The following is a 15,665-nucleotide window of genomic DNA, read 5'->3' on the forward strand; positions in this document are numbered from 1 at the left end:
CGCGGCATCCTGTTGTGATCTGACCGGTATCGCGCATCCATGAGCTGGCTTCCAAAATCGCCCAAGGCCCGGCGTCGTCTGTGGGTCGTGGCGGCCGCCGCCCCCGTGCTGGCGTTGGCCGTCGGCCTGTCGCTATGGGCCATGCAGGACAGCGTCACCTTTTTCTTCTCGCCGTCGGAAGTGACCGAGCAAAAGGCCCCGACCGGCCGGGTCATCAGGCTGGGTGGCCTGGTCGAGACCGGCAGCGTCCAGATGCACGGGGCCGACGTTAGCTTCGCCGTCACCGACAACAAGGCGACCACGCGGGTCATCTACCGCGGTGACCTGCCCGACCTGTTCCGCGAGGGGCAGGGGGTCGTGGCGCAAGGGTCTTTCCAGGCGGACCGGACCTTCCACGCCGACACCGTCCTGGCCAAGCACGACGAGCGCTATATGCCGCGCGAGGTCTCCGACCGGCTGAAGGCCGACGGCGAATGGCGGCCCGAGGGTGAGGCCCCGGCCCGGGCACCGACGGGGTCCAGCAGCCTGTGATCGTTGAATTCGGGTCCTTCTGCCTGGTCCTGGCCCTGGCCCTGTCGGTGCTGCAGACGGGGCTGTCCACCGCCGGACGCATGCGGCGCAGCCCGCTGCTGGCCGGGGGGGCGGAAGGCGCCGCGCTCGCCGCCGCCGGGGCCGTCGCCCTGGCCTTCGGCGCGCTGATCTTCGCCTTCGCGACGTCCGACTTCTCGGTCGCGAACGTGGCGTCCAACAGCCACACCGACAAGCCGATGCTCTACAAGGTCGCCGCCGCCTGGGGCAGCCACGAGGGGTCGCTGGTCCTGTGGTGCCTGGTCATGACCGTATTCGGGGCCGCCCTTACGCGGGCGCGCGGCCTGCCGTTCGGCCTCAAGACCTCGTCCGTGGGGGTGCAGGGTGCCCTGGGCGCGCTGTTCCTGGCGTTCGCCGTCTTCACCTCGAACCCCTTCAGCCGGCTGGACCCCGCCCCGATCCAGGGGGCGTCGCTGAACCCGCTGCTGCAGGACCCGGCTTTGGCCTTTCATCCGCCGCTTCTCTACATGGGCTACGTCGGGTTTTCGGTGACCTTCTCCCTGGCCGTCGCCGCCCTGATCGAGGGCAAGGCCTTCTCCGGCTTCTGGCCCGCATGGGGCCGCTGGGTCCGGCCCTGGGCCCTGGCCAGCTGGGTCTTCCTGACCGGCGGGATCACTCTGGGGGCCTTCTGGGCCTATTACGAACTGGGCTGGGGCGGCTGGTGGTTCTGGGACCCGGTCGAGAACGCCTCCTTCATGCCTTGGCTGGCCGGCGCGGCCCTGCTGCACTCGGCGGTGGTGACCGAGCGGCGCGGGGCGCTGGCGGGCTGGACCGTGTTCCTGGCGCTGCTGGCCTTCAGCTTCTCCATGCTGGGGGCCTTCCTGGTCCGTTCCGGCGTCCTGACCAGCGTCCACGCCTTCGCCGTCGATCCCGAGCGCGGCATGATGCTGCTGGGCATCCTGGGCTTCACGGCCGGGTCCGCCTTCGCCCTGTTCGCCTGGCGCGCGCCGCAACTGAAGGGCGGGGGCATGTTCGCGCCGGTCAGCCGCGAGGGCGCGCTGGTGCTGAACAACCTGTTCCTGACCGTGGCGGCCGTGACCGTGCTGCTGGGCACCCTGTATCCGCTGATCCTCGAGGCGGCGACGGGCGCGACGATCTCGGTCGGCCCACCCTATTTCGCCCTGACCTTCACGCCCCTGATGCTCGTAGCCTTCCTGATCCTGCCGGCCGGGCCTCTGCTGGCCTGGAAGCGGGGCGACGCGAAGGGCGCGATCCAGCGTCTGGCCGTCGCCGGGGCCCTGGCCATCGGGGCCGGGTTCGTCGGCTGGCTGGCCTTCGAGCCGAAGAAGGCCCTGGCCGCCGGAGGTCTCGCCATCGGGGCCTGGCTGATCTTCGGCGCGCTGGCCGAGGTGATCGAGCGGGTGCGCCTGTTCAAGGTCCCGCTGGGCGAGGTCCTGCGCCGCGCGCGGGGCCTGCCCCTGGGGGCGTGGGGCATGACGCTGGCCCATGCCGGGCTGGGCGTTTTCGTTCTGGGGGCCGTGATCGAGACCGGGTTCAAGGTCGAGGCCGCTGCGCCCATCTCCATCGGCCAGACCGTGACGGCCGGGCCGTGGCGCGTGTCGCTGGACAAGGTCGAGGTCGTCGAGGGGCCCAACTATCTGGCGGAGCAGGGCACGCTGACGGTGTCCCCGGTCAGGCCCGGTCCTGCGGCCCGGACCGTCACGGCCGAGCGTCGCTTCTTCCCGGCGGGCGGCCAGACGACGACCGAGGTCGGTCTGGATTTCCGGGGGCTGGACGACGTCTATGTGGTCATGGGCGAGCGCCGGGCGGGCGCGCAGGGCCAGAACGCCTGGAGCGTGCGGGTGTACTTCAATCCCTGGGCGCGGCTGATCTTCCTGGGGCCGTTCATCATGGCGCTGGGCGGGGTGCTGAGCCTGTTCGACCGTCGGCTGCGGCTGGCCATCGGAGGGCGCAGGAAGGCGGTGGCGGCATGAGGACGTTGCTGGCCGGTTTTGCGGCCCTGACCCTTCTGGCCAGCCCTGCCTTCGCCGCCGAACCGGCCGCCGCGCCCGATCGCCCCTTGCCCGATGCCGCGCAGGAGGCCCGCGCCCAGGCCCTGTTCAAGGACGTGCGCTGCGTCGTCTGCCAGCACGAATCGATCGCCGACAGTCCCGCGGGCATCGCCGGCGACATGCGTCAGAGGATCCGCGAGGAGATTGCCTCGGGCGATACCGACGCTGCGGTGCGCGACGACCTGGTGCGGCTGTACGGCGACTACATCCTGTTCACCCCGCCGGTGCGCGGGGGGACATGGCTGCTGTGGTTCGGCCCCCTGCTGCTCGTGCTGCTGGGCGCGGCGGCCCTGATCGCCTTCGGGCGGCGCAAGGCTGTGGAGTCGGCACCGCTTTCGCCGGACGAGGAGCGCCGGCTGGCCGATCTTCTCCAGTCTGAAACGGTTCGCCCTGATCCTGACGCAACCGCGCCTCACGACGGGCGCTAGGCAGGTAGAAGCGTCGAACAGCGATGGTTGGCGAAAGCCGCCATCGTCCTATATCCAAAGGCGAAACGGATGCCCGCAAGGGGTCCAATGAAGGATCGCAACAGACCGATGATGAAGCGCAAGGAATTCATCCTGGGGGCCGCCGTTGGCCTGACCTTCGCCGCCGCGGCGACCGCCGGGGGGGTGATCGACTGGCCGGGCGCCAACGCCGCCGAACGGCCCACCGCCGCCGGACGGCTGATCCCATCGGCCGGGGCCGCCGGCCTGGCCTTCGCCCCGCCGCAGGGCGCGCCGCTCAGCTTCGCCGACATCTTCGAGCAGGTCGCCCCCGCCGTGGTGCAGATCGACGTGGAAACGCCCGTGGAACGTCCGCGCGGCGGCGTCATCCCCATCCCCGGCCTGCCCGGGTTCGGCTTCCAGGCCCCGGACACGCAGCAGCCGGGCGAGGAAGAGGAGCCCCGCACGGCGCAGGGCGCCGGGTCCGGCTTCTTCATCTCGGCGGACGGCTTCATCGTCACCAACAACCACGTCGTGGCCAACGCCACCAAGATCACCGTCAAGCTGTCCGACGGCCGTGAGTTGGCGGGCCGTCTGGTCGGGCGCGATCAGGACACCGACCTGGCCGTCATCAAGGTCGAGGGCAACGACTTCAAGTTCGTCAGCTTCGAGGAAACGGCCGATCCGCGCGTGGGCGACTGGGTCATCGCCGTGGGCAATCCGTTCGGTCTGGGCGGCACCGCCACGGCCGGCATCGTCTCGGCCCGTGCCCGCGAGATCGGCGACAGTTCGACACCCTACACCGACTATCTGCAGATCGACGCCGCCATCAACCGGGGCAACTCGGGCGGCCCGACGTTCGACATCTATGGCCGGGTGATCGGCGTGAACTCGGCGATCTTCTCGCCGACGGGCGGCTCGGTCGGCATCGGCTTCGCCATTCCGGCCAACATCGCCAAGTCTGTGACCGACCGCCTGATGAGCGGCCAGGCGATCCAGCGCGGCTATCTGGGCGTCCAGATCACCACCCTCAGCGACGCACAGCGTGCAGCGTCCGATTTGCCGGCAGACACCGAGGGCGCCTATGTCGCGGACGTAACGGCAGGCGGTCCTGGAGATCGCGGAGGTCTTCGCGCCGGTGACATCGTGGTCAAGCTGAACGGCGACGATATCACGACGTCGACCGCGCTGACCCGGCAGGTGGGTCAGGCTGCGCCCGGGGATGAGCTTCGTCTCGAAATCTTCCGCGAAGGACGGCGTCAGACGCTGAACATCCGCTCCGGGACACGTCCGGCAGACATCAATGCCACGGCGCAGGGCGGACAGGACGAGACCAGCCCGGATCCCGAGCGTCCGGTGGCCCCGGCCGGCGAAGTGGTCGAGGGCCTGACCCTCACGCCACTGACGGATGCCCTGAGGACGCGCTTCTCGATTCCGGAACGCATCGAAGGGCTGGTTGTCACAGCCGTCGCCAGCACATCGCAGGCAGCACGGGATCGCTATCAACCCGGGTTCGTCATCCAGCAGGCCAATGGGCGTCCCGTTCGCACCGTTGCCGACTTCCGCGCCGCCGTGGCGGCTGCGCGGTCCGCGGGCCGCGAGGGATTGTTCCTCCTCGTCAGGACCCCGGAGGGGAATGCTCCGGTGGTTCTTGAGCTTTCCAAGCCTGAATAAGCCGTAACTCCCAAGATCGCCGCCGATGGGCTACCGTCGGCGGCGATTCTGTATCCGGGAGACGGGCCGATGAAGATTCTGGTTGTCGAGGACGACGCCGAGGCGGCCCAGGCGATGGTGCGCGGCCTGACCGAGGGCGGGCACACCGTGTCCCACGCCATCGACGGGGCCTATGGCCTGCTGGAAGCGCAGAAGGGCGAATACGACGTCTATGTCGTCGATCGCATGATGCCCCGGCTGGACGGCATCGGCATGGTCGAGACCCTGCGCAAGGACGGTGACCAGACTCCGGTCCTGTTCCTGTCGGCCATGGGCGAGGTCGAAGACCGCGTCGTGGGCCTGAAGGCGGGCGGCGACGACTATCTGGTCAAGCCGTATGCCTTCGCCGAGCTGATCGCCCGGGTCGAGGCCCTGTCGCGCCGCCGCGAGACGGGCGGGGTGCAGACCGTGCTGAAGGTCGGCGACCTGGAGATGAACCTGATCGCCCGCACGGTGCATCGCGGCACCTCCGAGATCGACCTGCAGCCGCGCGAGTTCCAGCTGCTGGAGTTCCTGATGCGCCACGCCGGGCAATCGGTGACGCGCACCATGCTGCTGGAGAAGGTCTGGGAATACCATTTCGACCCCCAGACCAACGTCATCGACGTCCACATCAGCCGCCTGCGCTCCAAGATCGACAAGGGCTTCGACCGCGCCATGCTGCAGACGGTCCGGGGCGCGGGGTATCGGCTCGAGGCGTAAGCGGCCTCGATGACACTCCCCTCCCTTTTCCGCCGCACGCCCTTCCGGCTGACGCTGCTGTTCCTCGCCCTGTTCGCGGCGGCGGCGAGCGCGATCCTGGCCTATGTCTACATCGCCTCGGCGGCGGAGGCGCAGGCCAAGGCGCAGGCGGACGTGGCCGGCGAGCTCCAGGCGCTGCGCGGCATCTATGACAGCCGCGGCTTCGACGCCCTGAACATGGCGGTCATCGACCGGACCCTGACGCGCAGCGCCTTCGTCTACCGGCTGATGGACAAGGACGGGGCCTTCATCACTGGCAGCCTCAGCGAAAGCCCGTTCGAGCCAACGGCCAAGGACGGCGACTGGACGACCTTTCCCTTCACCGACACCGATGCCGAAGGCCGCGTGATCCGGCCGCAGGTGCGGGCGGTGACCTCCCGCCTGTCGGGGGGCGAGACCCTGATCGTCGGCGAGAGCCTGGGCGACACCGAAGCCTATCTGAACCGGCTGACCCAGGCTCTGTGGGCGGCCATGGGGATGGTGCTGCTGCTGGGGCTGGGCGGCGGCCTGCTGATCAGCCGCAATCTGGAGCGGTCGATGGCGCGGCTGAACCGCGTCGTCTCGGCGGTGGAGGAGGGGGATCTGAAGGCGCGGGTGCCGGTCAAGGCGACCGGCGACGAGCTGGATGAACTGGGCCGCGGCCTGAACCACATGCTGGACCGCCTCGAGGGGTCGATGGCCTCGATCCGGCACGCCGGCGACGCCATCGCCCACGACCTGCGCTCGCCCCTGACGCGGATGCGGGCCAAGCTGGAGGTCGCCCTGATCGACGCCGACAACGGCAAGGTCACCGGGGTCGAGGCCCTGGGCATCGCGCTGGACGAGGCCGACACCCTGCTGAAGACGTTCAACACCGTCCTGGCCATCGCCCGGCTGCAGGCGGCGGCGGGGCGGATCCCGGACGCCGCCGTGTTCGACGCCGCCGATCTGGCCGCCGACATGGCCGAGCTGTACGAGCCCGCCGCCGAGGACAAGGGGCTGGAGTTCTCGGCCGAGATCGAGACCGGGCTGATGATCGAGGGCGGGCGGCCCTTCCTGGCTCAGGCCCTGGCCAACGTCATCGACAACGCCATCAAATACACGCCGGTCGGCGGCGCGGTGATGCTGCGCGCGCGGCGGCGTTCCTCGGGCGAGATCGAGTATTCGGTCACCGACACCGGCCCGGGCGTGCCGGAGGCCGATCGCGGACGGGTCATCGAGCGGTTCGTGCGGCTGGACAACAGCCGCACCGAGGCCGGATCGGGCCTCGGCCTGTCGCTGGTCGGGGCGGTCATGGAGGCTCACCTGGGCCGTATCCAGCTGGATGAGGGACCGGGCGAATACGGTGGTTTCGGTCCCGGCCTGCGCGTGGCCCTGATCCTGCCGCCCGCGAGCGCGGCGTGAGCGACCTGCCGCTGGGTCGGCGGATCGCCTCTTGCGGCCCCGTGGTCGATGCGGCGGTCGCCGAGCGTGCCCGGGAGCGGCTGGCGGCCCTGGCGGCCGAGGGCGGCTGGGGCGAGACGTTCGACGCGGCCTGGCCCGCGCTGTGCCCGGTGTTCGCCGCCTCGCCCTATCTGTTCGGTCTGGCGCGGCGCTGGCCCGCCATCCTGCACGCCGTGCTGCGTGATCCGGTCGAGGCGCGACTCGCAGACGTCATCGCCCGCACCATCGCCCTGACGGGCGGAGCCGACGACATGCGGGGGCCTTTGCGGCATCTGAAGGCCGAGCTGCATCTGCTGACGGCCCTGGCCGATCTGGGCGGGGTCTGGGACCTGGATCAGGTGACGGGGGCGCTCAGCCGGTTCGCCGACGTCGCGTCCCGCGCGGCCCTGTCGGGCGTCGCCGAGGACCTGCGCCGGCGCGGCAAGCTGCTGACCCCTGCCGCCGACACGCGCGGGCCCATCCCCGGCCTGTTCGGCCTGGCCATGGGCAAGCACGGGGCGTTCGAGCTGAACTATTCCTCCGACATCGATCTCAGCCTGTTCTTCGATCCCGAGCGCCTGGCTCCCGTGCTGGCCGAGGGGACGGAGGCGCAGGGGCTGATGAACCGGGTCGCGCAGGGGGTGGCGGCCCTGCTGAGCGAACGGACGGCGGACGGCTATGTCTTCCGCGTCGATCTGCGGCTGCGGCCGGACCCGTCGTCGACGCCGCCGGTCGTCGCCGTGCCCATGGCGCTGGATTACTACGAGTCCGTCGGTCAGAACTGGGAGCGCGCCGCCTTCATCAAGGCCCGTGTCATCTGCGGCGATTTCGACGCTGCGACCGCTTTCCTGAAGGACATGGTGCCCTTCGTCTGGCGGCGCAGCCTCGACTATCAGGCCGTGCTGGATATCCAGTCGATCAAGCGCCAGATCCACGTCCACAAGACGGGGGAGGGGCTGGAAGCGGCCGGCGCGAACCTGAAGCTGGGGCGCGGCGGCATCCGCGAGATCGAATTCTATGCCCAGACCCAGCAGCTGATCCTCGGAGGGCGGGACCCTTCGCTGCGATCGCCGCGCACCGTGGATGCCCTCGCCGCCCTCGTCGCCAAAGGCCACCTTCCGGCCGGTGTCGCGGCCGAAATGACCGAGGCCTATGTCGAGCTGCGCGGGCTGGAACACCGGGTCCAGATGCTGGACGACGAGCAGACCCACGTCCTGCCCGCCGACCCCACCCGTCGCGCCGCCGTCGCGGCCCTGGCGGGGGAAGCGAACCTGGCGATCTTCGACGCGGGCGTCGAGGCGATCCTGCTGGGCGTCAACCAGCGCTACGGGGCGCTGTTCGAGGGGGAGGAGGAACTGTCCTCGCCGTTCGGCAGCCTGGTCTTCACCGGAGTGGACAACGACCCGGAGACCCTGGCGACGCTGGGACGGATGGGGTTCTCGGACCCCGCGAACGTCGCCGACACCATCCGGTCCTGGCACCACGGGCGGATCCCGGCGACGCGGTCGGTCCGGGGGCGCGAGCTGTTCACCCGGCTGGCCCCGCGCCTGCTGACGGCCCTGGCGCGGGCGGGGTCGGCGGATGCGGCCTTCCGGCGGTTCTCGGTCTTCTTCTCGGGCCTGTCGGCGGGGGTGCAGATCCAGGCCCTGTTCCTGAACCAGCCCGAGCTGTTCGAGCGGATCGTGGGCGTCATGGCCTTCGCCCCCCGGCTGGCCCGGACCCTGGGGCGCTATCCGGCCGCGCTGGATTCCATGCTGGACGCCCGGTTCGAGACCGAGCTGGGCGTCAACACCGGCCTGTTCGACCAGATGGACGAGGAAGCCCGGGCCGCCGGCGACTTCGAAGGGGCGATGAACGCCGTGCGCCGCCTGCACCGCGAACAGGCCTTCCGCATCGGCATGCAGACCCTGACCGGCCGGGTCGGACCCCAGGCGGCGGGGCGGGGGTTCACCAACCTGGCCGATGCCGTGATGCGGACCCTGTCGGCCGCCGCCCTGACCGAGACCGAGCGGCTGGGCGGTGGCTTCCCCGGCGCGGTCGCGGTCATCGCCCTGGGCAAGGCCGGGTCGGGCGAGATGACGGCGGGGTCGGACCTGGACCTGATGACCGTCTATGACGCGCCCGCCGACGCCGTGTCGGAGACGAAGGGCTGGTCGGCCGACACCTTCTATGTCCGCTTCACCCAGCGGCTGATCTCGGCCCTGTCGGCGCACACGGCCGAGGGCGGGCTGTATGAGGTCGACATGCGCCTGCGCCCCTCCGGCTCCAAGGGGCCGGTGTCGGTGCGGCTGTCGGGGTTCAGCGCCTACTATGCCGAGGAGGCCGCGACCTGGGAGTTCATGGCCCTGACCCGCGCCCGGGTCGCCTGGGCCAGCGATCCCGCCTTCGGGGACCGGGTCACCGCCGCCATCGAGGCTGCCCTGCGCCGCCCGCGTCCGGGCGTGAAGGTGGCGGCCGAGGTCCGGGCCATGCGCGACCTGATGGAGCGCGAACGTCGGGCCTCGGGGTTCTGGGACCTGAAGCTGGTTCCGGGCGGGCTGGTCGACGCCGAGTTCGTCGGTCAGTTCCGGCAGCTTCAGGCGGCGGCGAAGGGGGGTGCGCTCAGCGTCTCGACCCTCGATCAGCTGGCGACCGACAAGGCGCTTCACGACGCCTGGGCGTTGCAGCAGGGCCTGTCACAGTTGCTGGCCTGCGCCTTCGACGACCGCGCCGACGTCGAGGCCGAGCCCGCCACTTTCCACGCCCGGCTGGCCACGGCGGCCGGCGAGACGGATTTCAGGGCGCTGGTGCGGCGGCTGGAGCGCACGCGGACGACCGCGCGCAAGGCGTTCGACAAGGCCCTGCCACCGCCGCGAGGGAGCGCGACCTGATGGACGTCGTCATCTATCACAACCCGGGTTGCGGCACGTCCCGCAACACCCTGGCCCTGATCCGCCACGTCGGGATCGAGCCCCATGTGATCGAGTATCTGAGGACCCCGCCGAGCCGGGCCCTGATCACCGAGCTGGCGTCGAGGGCGAGCGTTCCGCTCCGCGCCCTGTTGCGCGAGAAGGAAGCCGCGTTCGCCGATCTGGGGCTGGGCGATCCCGGGCTGGGCGACGACCGCCTCCTCGACGCGATCGAGGCCCATCCGGTGCTGCTCAATCGTCCGATCGTCGTGTCGCCTCTCGGCGTCCGGCTGTGTCGCCCGTCGGAAACGGTGCTGGACCTCCTGCCCGCCGAAGGCCTGCAGCCTTTCACCAAGGAGGACGGAGAGGTCGTGGTCGATGCCGCGGGACGCCGCGTCCGGTCCTGACGACCGTTCCGCGACGGACTCCGGACGGATCCGCGTTGAACCTGAACGGTGGGCACAACGGGGCGGCGCGGGTGCGCCCCTTTTCGGAGACGACATCATGAGAAAGACTCTTCTGGCGGCGGGCGCCGCAGGCGTCCTCGCGATCCTGGCCGGCGCAGCCGTCGCCCAGACGGCGACGCAGACGGCCCGGGCCCCGCACGGGATGCGCGCCGATGCCGATGCCGATGGCCGGATCAGCCGTGACGAGTTCGTGCAGGGCCGCATCGCGCGCCTGACGGCCGTGGACGCCAACCGCGACGGATCGGTCTCGGCCGAGGAAAGGCGCTCGGGCATCGACACCCGCCGCAACCAGCAGGCCTCGGCCCGCTTCGACGCGGCCGACGCCGACGGCAACGGCATGCTGAGCCGCGAGGAATTCGTTTCGGCCCGCGGTGAACGCGGCGAGCGGGCCGGTCGCGGCGGGCACGGCCGAGGCGGAGAGCATGGTGGCTGGCGCGGCGCGCGGGCGGGCGGTGCCGAGCGCGGCGCGCGGGGTCCCGTGGTGATCGCCGATGTCGAGGCCCGCACCACCGCCGCCTTCGCCCGTCTGGACAAGGACGGCGACGGCTATGTGACCGCCCAGGAGCGTCAGGCCGCCCGGGGCGAGATGCGCGAGGCCCGGCAGGAGCGTCGCGCCGGGCGAATGGCCAATCGCACCGCTGGAACGCCGTCGCCTTCTACGGCGCCTTCGGAGTAGGGTTCATGGCGGGGTCGACGGAACGCGTCCGACTCTCTCTCCTGTCCGGAAAGGGACCGATTGGCTGCGATCGTCGACCCCGACGAGGAACTGGTGCGTCGCGTGGGTCAGGGCGATCCGGCGGCGATCCAGGCCATGGTGGCGAAGAAACTGCCACGCATGCTGGCGCTCGCGCAGCGGATGCTGGGCGATGCGGTCGAGGCAGAGGACGTGGCCCAGGACGCGATGCTGAGGGCCTGGAAACAGGCTCCCCGCTGGCGGCCGGGCAAGGCAAAGTTCGATACCTGGCTGCACCGGGTCGCGCTGAACCTCTGCTACGACCGTCTGCGCAAGCGGCGCGAGGTCCCGACCGAAACGCCGCCGGATCGGCCGGATCCGGGCCCCGCCCCCGACCGGGGTCTGCTGGTCGTAGAACTGGGTCAGCGGGTCAACCGGGCGCTCGCGGCCCTGCCGGAACGCCAGCGCGAAGCGATCGTGCTGTGTCATTACCAGGAGCTCGGCAACATCGAGGCCGCCGGGGTGATGGCGGTCAGTGTCGAGGCACTGGAAAGTCTTCTGTCGCGGGGCCGCCGGACCCTGCGCCAGACATTGTCGGATCTGGCGCCCGGAGCTGAACCGTGACGGGCATGAGGAGAGGTGAGATGGACGAGGCGAGGGTCAAGGAACTGGCCGATATCTGGGGCGGCGATCTGCGCCGCTGGCCGGTGGCCGATGCCGCGGCGGCGCGCGCATGGGCCGTGGCCAATCCCGGCCCGGCCGACCGCGCCCTGTTCGAGGCGCGGCAGCTGGATGCGGCGCTGGCAGCCTCGCCGCGGCCGGAGGTGTCGATGGCGCTGCGAGACCGGGTGATCGCCGCCTCGGGCGCGGCGGGGCTGAAGGCACGCGACGGCCTGTCGGCAGCGCTGAAACGACTGTTCTGGATCGGCGGCGTCGGCTGGGCCGCCGCGGCCTGTGCCGGCATCGTCTTCGGTACGACTCTCGGCAGCCAGATGGCGGCCGAGCAGCAGACCGATCTGGTGCTGGAGCAGGCCCTGGTCGCGGGCATGGACGACACGATGGTGCTGGGATGAAGACACGGACCCTGGCCATCGTCCTGGGCGCGGCTCTGGCTGTCTCCGTGGGCGTGAACCTGTTCGCCGGGACAGCCGCCTATTCAGTGATGTCCCGTCAGGAGCACGGCGACCGACGCCAGGGCGATGGCGAGCCGCAGCGCCGCCCGTCGAGCCGCGAGATGATCGGCAACCTTAGCCCCGAGGCCCGCGAGCCGGTCCGGCAGGCCCTGCGCGCCGCGGCCCAGCGCGCCCGTCCCGAGTTTCAGGCCTCGCGCGACGCGCGCCGGCAAGCCATCGCCGCCGCCTCCGCCGAACAGCTGGATTCCGCCCGTGTCGCCGCCCTTCTGGATCAGTCGCGCGCCGCGGAGGTCCGGGGCCGCGAGATGCTGGAAGCCGACGCCATCGCCATCCTCGGCACCCTGGGACCGGCGGACCGCGCTGTCATGGCCCAGATGCTGAACGGCCGGAGCCGGGGCGGAGGCCGCGACCGGGACCGCGGGGACGCCCGGCCCCTTAAGGCGGACCAGCCCGCGACCTGACCGGCTCTAGGCCGCCCGCGCCTGTTGTTGCTCGATCTGGACCGGGCGCCGGATCGGAATGTCGAAACTGACCGTGGTGCCCTCGCCGGGCTCGCTGACCATGGTCATCTCGCCGCCGTGCAACTCGATCAGCGACTTGGTCAGGGCCAGGCCCAGACCCGTGCCCTGGGTCGTTTTGGAATGCTGGCCCTCGACCTGTTCGAACGGCTGTGCCAGGCGCGCGAGGTCGGCCGCGGCGATGCCGATGCCGGTGTCGGTCACCGCGATCCGCATCGTGACGGCATTCTGGCGCGTCACCGAGACCGTGATCTCTCCCCCTTCGGGCGTGAACTTCACCGCATTGGAGATCAGGTTCAGCATCACCTGCTTCAGCCCGCGATAGTCGGCCTCGATCTCGGGCACATCGCCGGCTTCCAGGCTCAGGGTCAGGCCGCAGTCCTGGGCCTTGCCGCGCATCAGCCGGATCGCGTCCTCGCACAGCTCTGTCAACGACACCGCCTCGTAGTGCAGGGTCATCTTGCCGGCCTCGATCTTGGCCATGTCCAGGATGTCGTTGATCAGGCTCAGCAGATGCTGGCCCGACTTGAGGATGTCGTGCGCGTAACCCTTGTACTTCTCATGCCCCAGCGGCCCGAACATCTCGCCGGCCATGATCTCGGAGAAGCCGTTGATCGCGTTGAGCGGCGTGCGCAGCTCGTGGGACATATTGGCCAGGAACTCGGACTTGGCCTGGTTGGCGGCCTCGGCCCGGGTCATGGCGATTTCGTACTTGCGGGCCAGCAGGGACAGCTTTTCCTGGCTGGCCTCCAGCTCGTCGACGGTCTTGCGAAGACTGTCGGCCGACCGCTGACGCTCGACCTCCTGGCGGCGGATGGCGGTGACGTCGGCCGCGGTGATGACCGTGCCGCCGTCGCCGGTGAACCGCTCGGCCAGCTGCAGCACCCGGCCGTCGTACAATTCCACCTCGCGGGCCCCCGCACGGCCCTCCGGCGACGGTCGGTCCGCCTTGATCGCGAGGGCAGCGATGCGGTTCAGCTCGTCCTTCTGGGCCCCCTTGCGGACCGCCTCGTCGGCGAACCCGAAGGCGTCCTTGAAGGCCTGGTTCCACAGGATCAGCCGCCCGTGCTTGTCGAACAGCACGAAGGCGTCGGACACGCTCTCGATCCCGTCGCGCAGTCGCCCTTCGGCCGCCTGCAGCTGGGCCCGGGCGCGACGGGCCTCGGTGATGTCCATGGCGACGCCCAGGATCATGCCATAGCCGTCGTCGCCGCGACGGCCCCGGGCCTGACCGCGCGCGTCGATCCAGCGTGCGCCGCCGCCTTCGAGGGGGACCGCGAACGTAACCTCGAAGGCACCGAAGGTGGCGGCCTGACGCAGCGCATGCTCGACCAAATCGCGATAGCGCGGGTGGATGCGCTCGATCACGGCGGCGCTGGTCACCGATCCACCTGTCGGCAGCCCCAGCAGGGCGGCCATATAGTCGGACACATCGACCGTCTCGCGGTCCAGATCCCATTCCCAGACACCGCAGCGCGCGGCCTCGACCGCGACGCGGAAGCGGTGCTCGCTCTCGGCCCAGACCCGGGAAGCGCGGGATTGGCGCCAGCCCTGCATCAGCGCCAGTCCAAGCACCAGGACGCCCAGCCCGATGGGAGCCATGATCAGCCACAGGTCGCTGATGAGTGCGGCCGCGCCGGTTGATTGAGGACGCCACGCCACGGCGACCAGTCCCGTCTCGCCGACCGCCGCGCCCGCAGCCGTGACCCGCTTGTCGGCGATCCGCCCCGCAAGCGGGGTCTCGGTCCCGACAAGCGCGCGCGGCTCGACGCCCAGTCTCGCCTTCAATGTCGTGGTCATGCCGAGCACGCGGCCATCCGGACCCACGACCAGCACGTTATCGCTGGCGGGCAGGGCCGTCCGGGCGATGACGATCTGTCCGCCGACCGCGCGCTGGCGCAGGATGCCCCGGTTGTCGACGACGAAATCCTCGGCCGCGGCACCCTTGGAAGCGAGGCGGGTGCCGTCGGCGGCCGTCACGAGGAAGGCCGTTTCGGGGGCGACGGCGCGGCCGGCCTCGACGGCGTCCAGCGATCGCTCCGGCGCGCCCGCCAGCCGTCCCGCCACGACGTCCAGCCCCAGTTGGGCCCGCCCAATAGCCGCATCCAGTCGGGCCGCGGCCAGCTCGGCCTCGGTCACCAGCGCCTGTTCACGCAGAAGGGTGGCCTCGCGGGCGGGGCGCGTGCTCTCCCGCGCGAACATGAGAACATAGATGGCGAGGCCCAGCGTCAGGGCGAGGACCAGCACGCGGGCCCACGCGGGCAGGCCGTCGGGCCTGTCGGCCGCACGGCGGCCCGGCTGCTGAATGCGGCGCTCTTTGCCCCGCAAGGCGCTCTCCCCGGTCCGGTCGCGGCCTTGTCCGGCGGGGCCGGGTGCGCGCGTTTCGTGACGACGCCCTGGAATCTAAGCTGCGTCGCGGAATCCTGTCGAGGTCTTGGTTAACGAAAGATTAGGCGGCAGCCCGGCTGGGCAATGACGGAGCCGGCGCGGCCTGCCCGTCCGACTGTGAGACCAGGGTCTGCGTCACGCCTTTCAGGATGTCGCGGGCCTCGCGGGCCAGGGCCAGGCTCTCGGGCGGGGCGTCATCCGGGTTCTCGACGACCGCGTCGATCAGCCGTTGGGCCAGTTGCATCAGGCGCGGGGCGGCGACGATCAGTCGGCCCTGATATTCGATCTTCTGCGGGTCGCGGTCGTATTCCGCGCCGGGCACGCGCCAGCCGCCCCAGTCGGCCTCGTCGGTCACGACGACCGGATAGGTCCCGGGGTAGGGGTGATGCGGGACGTCCTCGGCCGACTGCCATTTGTTGCGCGCCCGCAGCAGTCGCCATGCGCCCAGATGGCCATCGGCGTCATCCTCGACGGGCAGGGTCAGTTCCCCCGCCTGGAACTCGCGGCCCAGCCCGACGTCGTAGGTGACGCGCACGGGTTCCTCGAACCCCTTGGCCCAGACGGGCTGCACCTTTTCGATCTGGGCCCATGCGCCGACGCATTCGACCCAGACCTTCTGGCCCTTTTGAAACTGCGCACGCGCCATACCGGCTAACCTTCGATCGTTCCCGTCCACCCTGCCGGACAGCCCGTTGACGCACGGTGTCCAGACAGGGTG

At 70.6% G+C, this 15,665-nt stretch carries 14 protein-coding genes; 12 read left to right on the forward strand and 2 right to left on the reverse strand.

Translation table 11 applies throughout. The features are described 5' to 3' along the window. The first annotated feature begins 39 nt into the window (after positions 1 to 39). From ccmE to BRESU_RS16785, 12 genes are all read left to right on the forward strand, one after another. Positions 40 to 531, forward strand: coding sequence for a cytochrome c maturation protein CcmE (gene ccmE / locus BRESU_RS04390; RefSeq protein WP_013268297.1), 492 nt, complete (start codon positions 40 to 42; stop codon positions 529 to 531). Then, positions 528 to 2,522 carry a heme lyase CcmF/NrfE family subunit gene (locus tag BRESU_RS04395; RefSeq protein ID WP_013268298.1) on the forward strand — a complete coding sequence of 665 codons (1,995 nt, stop codon included), beginning with the start codon at positions 528 to 530 and terminating at the stop codon, positions 2,520 to 2,522. The genes ccmE and BRESU_RS04395 overlap by 4 nt, the downstream gene beginning before the upstream one ends. Beyond that, positions 2,519 to 3,028, forward strand: coding sequence for a cytochrome c-type biogenesis protein (locus BRESU_RS04400; RefSeq protein ID WP_013268299.1), 510 nt, complete (start codon positions 2,519 to 2,521; stop codon positions 3,026 to 3,028). Before BRESU_RS04395 ends, BRESU_RS04400 begins: the two co-directional genes overlap by 4 nt. A 108-nt stretch (positions 3,029 to 3,136) precedes the next feature. Beyond that, the gene (locus BRESU_RS04405; RefSeq protein WP_041762047.1) at positions 3,137 to 4,699 is read left to right on the forward strand and encodes a Do family serine endopeptidase; all 1,563 of its coding nucleotides are present in this window, start codon (positions 3,137 to 3,139) and stop codon (positions 4,697 to 4,699) included. A gap of 69 nt (positions 4,700 to 4,768) precedes the next feature. Beyond that, a complete protein-coding gene (locus BRESU_RS04410) occupies positions 4,769 to 5,440 on the forward strand; it encodes a response regulator transcription factor (RefSeq protein WP_013268301.1) in 672 nt (223 codons plus the stop codon). 9 nt (positions 5,441 to 5,449) lie between these two features. Next, on the forward strand, positions 5,450 to 6,862 hold the full coding sequence (locus tag BRESU_RS04415) for a sensor histidine kinase (RefSeq protein ID WP_013268302.1): 1,413 nt from the start codon (positions 5,450 to 5,452) through the stop codon (positions 6,860 to 6,862). Next, the gene (locus BRESU_RS04420; RefSeq protein WP_013268303.1) at positions 6,859 to 9,750 is read left to right on the forward strand and encodes a bifunctional [glutamine synthetase] adenylyltransferase/[glutamine synthetase]-adenylyl-L-tyrosine phosphorylase; all 2,892 of its coding nucleotides are present in this window, start codon (positions 6,859 to 6,861) and stop codon (positions 9,748 to 9,750) included. The genes BRESU_RS04415 and BRESU_RS04420 overlap by 4 nt, the downstream gene beginning before the upstream one ends. After that, entirely contained in the window at positions 9,750 to 10,175 is a 426-nt protein-coding gene (gene arsC, locus BRESU_RS04425; protein ID WP_013268304.1) for an arsenate reductase (glutaredoxin), read from the forward strand. Before BRESU_RS04420 ends, arsC begins: the two co-directional genes overlap by 1 nt. A gap of 97 nt (positions 10,176 to 10,272) precedes the next feature. Further along, the gene (locus BRESU_RS04430; protein ID WP_013268305.1) at positions 10,273 to 10,911 is read left to right on the forward strand and encodes an EF-hand domain-containing protein; all 639 of its coding nucleotides are present in this window, start codon (positions 10,273 to 10,275) and stop codon (positions 10,909 to 10,911) included. 60 nt (positions 10,912 to 10,971) lie between these two features. Then, entirely contained in the window at positions 10,972 to 11,532 is a 561-nt protein-coding gene (locus BRESU_RS04435) for an RNA polymerase sigma factor (RefSeq protein WP_013268306.1), read from the forward strand. Between the two features lie 20 nt (positions 11,533 to 11,552). Next, on the forward strand, positions 11,553 to 11,981 hold the full coding sequence (locus BRESU_RS04440; RefSeq protein ID WP_013268307.1) for a hypothetical protein: 429 nt from the start codon (positions 11,553 to 11,555) through the stop codon (positions 11,979 to 11,981). Further along, positions 11,978 to 12,502, forward strand: a complete 525-nt coding sequence (locus tag BRESU_RS16785; RefSeq protein ID WP_013268308.1) for a periplasmic heavy metal sensor — start codon at positions 11,978 to 11,980, stop codon at positions 12,500 to 12,502. Before BRESU_RS04440 ends, BRESU_RS16785 begins: the two co-directional genes overlap by 4 nt. A 6-nt stretch (positions 12,503 to 12,508) precedes the next feature. Here BRESU_RS16785 and BRESU_RS04450 read toward each other — a convergent pair whose 3' ends face one another. Continuing rightward, positions 12,509 to 14,887, reverse strand: a complete 2,379-nt coding sequence (locus BRESU_RS04450) for a PAS domain-containing sensor histidine kinase (RefSeq protein WP_013268309.1) — start codon at positions 14,885 to 14,887, stop codon at positions 12,509 to 12,511. 121 nt (positions 14,888 to 15,008) lie between these two features. After that, positions 15,009 to 15,593, reverse strand: coding sequence for a hypothetical protein (locus BRESU_RS04455; protein ID WP_013268310.1), 585 nt, complete (start codon positions 15,591 to 15,593; stop codon positions 15,009 to 15,011). Between the last annotated feature and the right edge of the window lie 72 nt (positions 15,594 to 15,665).

This window comes from Brevundimonas subvibrioides ATCC 15264 (assembly GCF_000144605.1).
Lineage (GTDB): Bacteria > Pseudomonadota > Alphaproteobacteria > Caulobacterales > Caulobacteraceae > Brevundimonas > Brevundimonas subvibrioides.

Coding starts and splice junctions, on each gene's coding strand:
- ccmE (WP_013268297.1), top strand. CDS start 40: ATGAGCTGGCTTCCAAAATCGCCCAAGGCCCGGCGTCGTCTGTGGGTC.
- BRESU_RS04400 (WP_013268299.1), top strand. CDS start 2,519: ATGAGGACGTTGCTGGCCGGTTTTGCGGCCCTGACCCTTCTGGCCAGC.
- BRESU_RS04405 (WP_041762047.1), top strand. CDS start 3,137: ATGATGAAGCGCAAGGAATTCATCCTGGGGGCCGCCGTTGGCCTGACC.
- BRESU_RS04410 (WP_013268301.1), top strand. CDS start 4,769: ATGAAGATTCTGGTTGTCGAGGACGACGCCGAGGCGGCCCAGGCGATG.
- BRESU_RS04415 (WP_013268302.1), top strand. CDS start 5,450: ATGACACTCCCCTCCCTTTTCCGCCGCACGCCCTTCCGGCTGACGCTG.
- arsC (WP_013268304.1), top strand. CDS start 9,750: ATGGACGTCGTCATCTATCACAACCCGGGTTGCGGCACGTCCCGCAAC.
- BRESU_RS04430 (WP_013268305.1), top strand. CDS start 10,273: ATGAGAAAGACTCTTCTGGCGGCGGGCGCCGCAGGCGTCCTCGCGATC.
- BRESU_RS04440 (WP_013268307.1), top strand. CDS start 11,553: ATGGACGAGGCGAGGGTCAAGGAACTGGCCGATATCTGGGGCGGCGAT.
- BRESU_RS16785 (WP_013268308.1), top strand. CDS start 11,978: ATGAAGACACGGACCCTGGCCATCGTCCTGGGCGCGGCTCTGGCTGTC.
- BRESU_RS04455 (WP_013268310.1), bottom strand. CDS start 15,593: ATGGCGCGTGCGCAGTTTCAAAAGGGCCAGAAGGTCTGGGTCGAATGC.